The sequence below is a fragment of the Kribbella sp. genome (assembly GCF_035655035.1).
Taxonomy (GTDB): Bacteria; Actinomycetota; Actinomycetes; order Propionibacteriales; family Kribbellaceae; genus Kribbella.
In genome coordinates this window covers 1-3,011 of record NZ_DASRVN010000413.1, presented here as the reverse complement: position 1 = coordinate 3,011, position 3,011 = coordinate 1, and the positions used below count along the sequence as shown (strand labels likewise).

The 3,011-nt window shown below is 66.9% G+C and carries 3 protein-coding genes; all 3 read left to right on the top strand.

Annotated elements, in window-relative coordinates:
- The coding region (locus VFF46_RS23070; protein ID WP_325039273.1) for a sugar ABC transporter permease at positions 1-373 on the top strand (373 nt) is incomplete at its 5' end.
- Positions 370-1,239, top strand: a complete 870-nt coding sequence (locus VFF46_RS23065; protein ID WP_325039272.1) for a carbohydrate ABC transporter permease — start codon at positions 370-372, stop codon at positions 1,237-1,239. The genes VFF46_RS23070 and VFF46_RS23065, both read left to right, overlap by 4 nt.
- Positions 1,240-1,321: 82 nt before the next feature.
- Entirely contained in the window at positions 1,322-2,863 is a 1,542-nt protein-coding gene (locus tag VFF46_RS23060; protein ID WP_325039271.1) for an alpha-amylase family glycosyl hydrolase, read from the top strand.
- Positions 2,864-3,011: the final 148 nt, after the last annotated feature.

Here is a 3,011-nt window from a genome sequence, read left to right as displayed (position 1 = left end):
CGGCACCGGCACGCTGATCTACCTCGCCGCGTTGCAGAGCATCCCGGGCGACCTGTACGAGTCCGCCGAGCTGGACGGCGCCGGGCTGCTGAAGCGCGTCCGGCACGTCACGATCCCGCAGACCAAGCTGATCCTGCTGGTAATGCTGCTGCTGCAGATCGTCGCCACCATGCAGGTCTTCATCGAGCCGTACCTGCTGACCGGCGGCGGCCCGGAGAACGCGACCGTGACCGTCGCGTACCTGATGTACCAGTACGCGTTCAACTTCGGCGACTTCGGCGGCGGGTCCGCGCTCGGCCTGATGCTGATGGTCGTACTTCTGGTGTTCTCCACGATCTATCTGCGGGTGTCGCGCGAGGAGGCCGAGCGATGAGGACCCTGGTCTCCCCGCTGGCGCTGCGTACTCCGCGCGGGCGGATCGTCTACTGGACGATCCTCGTACTGACGGTGGTCGGGTTCACCGGCGCATTCGTTTTCCCGCTGTACTGGATGGTGACCGGCGCCCTCAAGTCACCGGACGAGCTCGCGCAGATCCCGCCGAGCTTCTTTCCGAAAACGTTCGACTTCCACGTGTACGCCGACGCCTGGGAGCAGCTGCAGCTCGGGGTGTTCCTGAAGAACACGGTGCTGTACGCCGGCGGTGCCTGGCTGTTCACGCTCGGGATCGACGTGACGGCGGCGTACGCGCTGTCGAAACTGCGGCCGGTGCTCGGCAAGCTGGTGCTCGGGGCGATGCTGGCGACGTTGATGATCCCGCCGATGGTGCTGCTGCTGCCGATGTACCTGGTGGCGAAGGACGTGCCGGTCCTGCACACGGATCTGCTGAACACCCCGTGGGCGATTTGGTTGCCGGCGGCAGCTAACGGGTTCTTCGTGTTCCTGCTGAAACGGTTCTTCGACTCGATCCCGCGCGAACTGCTCGAGGCGGCCGAGATCGACGGGGCCTCGCCACTGCGCATCCTGTGGTCGATCGTGCTGCCGGTTTCCCGCCCGATCATCGGCGTGGTCTCGATCCTGTCCGTGGTCACGGTGTGGAAGGACTTCGTCTGGCCGCTGCTGGTGCTGCCGGAGACCGAGAAGATGTCGATCAGCGTCGGGATCGCGTCGCTGTCCGCCCAGCTGCCGCAGAACGTGCTGATCGCCTCGCTGGTCATCGCCAGCCTGCCGACGATCCTCGTCTTCTTCATCTTCCAGAAGAACATCATGTCCGGCCTCACCGCCGGAAGTCTCAAAGGATAAATACACCCGCCCTCGCTCCGCTCGGGGCGGGGCTGAACCGAAGCCGGCCTGACCGCCGGAAGCCTCAAAGGATAGGAGAAGTATGGCTGACGAGTGGTGGCGGGGAGCTGCGATCTACCAGGTGTATCTGCGGAGCTTCGCCGACGGGAACGGGGACGGCATCGGGGACCTGGCCGGGCTGCGGGCCAGATTGCCGTACCTGGCGGAGCTGGGGATCGACGCGATCTGGCTGAACCCGTGGTACCCGTCCCCGATGGCCGACGGCGGGTACGACGTGGCCGACTACCGGGCGATCGACCCGGTGTTCGGGACGCTGGCCGAGGCGGAGGAGTACATCGCGGAAGCGCACGCGCTGAACATCCGCACCATCGTCGACATCGTGCCGAACCACGGATCGGATCAGCAGGACTGGTTCGTCCAGGCCCTGCGAGCCGGGCCGGGTTCGCCGGAGCGCGACCGCTTCCTCTTCCGCCCCGGCCAGAACGATGGTCCGCCCAACGACTGGCAGTCGATCTTCAACGGGCCGGCCTGGACCCAGGTCGCGGACGGCGAGTGGTACCTGCACCTGTTCGCCCCGGAGCAGCCGGACTTCAACTGGCGCAACCCGGAGGTGGTCGAGGAGTTCCACGACATCCTCCGGTTCTGGCTGGACCGCGGCGTCGACGGCATCCGGATCGACAGCGCCGCCGTACTGTTCAAGGACCTGGACAGTACGGCGGAGTCGTACACCGACCACGACGAGGTCCACGAGGTGTACCGCGGCTGGCGGCGGATCTCCGACGGGTACGACGATCGGTTCTTCGTCGGCGAGATGTGGATGCCGGACCAGGAACGGTTCGCGCTCTACCTGCGCCCGGACGAGCTGCAGACCGCGTTCAACTTCGACTTCCTGTCCCGCCCGTGGGACGCCGCCGAGCTGCGCGCCTCGATCGACCTCACGCTGTCCACGCACGTACCGATCGGCGCCCCACCCACGTGGGTTCTGTCGAACCACGACGTCACGCGCCCGGTGACGAAGTACGGCCGCGCCGACACGTCGTTCTCGCACCAGGACCGCAAACACGGCATGCCGACGGACCTCCTCCTCGGCGAACGCCGCGCCCGCGCCGCCGCCCTCCTCGCGATGGCCCTGCCCGGCGGCCTGTACGTCTACCAGGGTGAGGAACTCGGCCTCCCCGAGGTCGAGGACCTACCGGACACCGTGCTCCAAGACCCGATCTTCCGCCGATCGAAGGGCGCCGACCGGGGGAGGGATGGTTGCCGGGTCCCCCTACCGTGGTCCGGCAACGAACCCCCCTTCGGCTTCGGCACCGGTACGCCGTGGCTCCCACAACCCCGCGACTGGAAGAACCTCACCGTCGAATCCCAGCACGACGACCAGAACTCCATGCTGTCCCTGTACCGCAAAGGCCTGCAGCTCCGCCGCCAACTACTGGGCGACGGCACCGTCACCTGGCTCGACTCCGCACCCAACGTCCTGGCCTTCCAACGCGAGCGCCTGACCTGCATCACCAACCTGAGCGCCAACGCAACAGCCCTGCCGCCGTACGAAGACCTGCTGATCTCCAGCACCCCCCTCGAAGGCGGCAGGCTCCCACCCGACACAACCGCCTGGATCAGGTGAGCGGCTTGAACCGGCGTAGGCGGAGGCTGTTGGAGACTACGAAGACGGAGCTGAAGGCCATTGCGGCGCCGGCGAGCATCGGGTTGAGGAGGCCGGCGGCGGCGAGGGGGAGGGCGGCTACGTTGTAGGCGAAGGCCCAGAACAGGTT

Coding starts and splice junctions, on each gene's coding strand:
- VFF46_RS23065 (WP_325039272.1), top strand. CDS start 370: ATGAGGACCCTGGTCTCCCCGCTGGCGCTGCGTACTCCGCGCGGGCGG.
- VFF46_RS23060 (WP_325039271.1), top strand. CDS start 1,322: ATGGCTGACGAGTGGTGGCGGGGAGCTGCGATCTACCAGGTGTATCTG.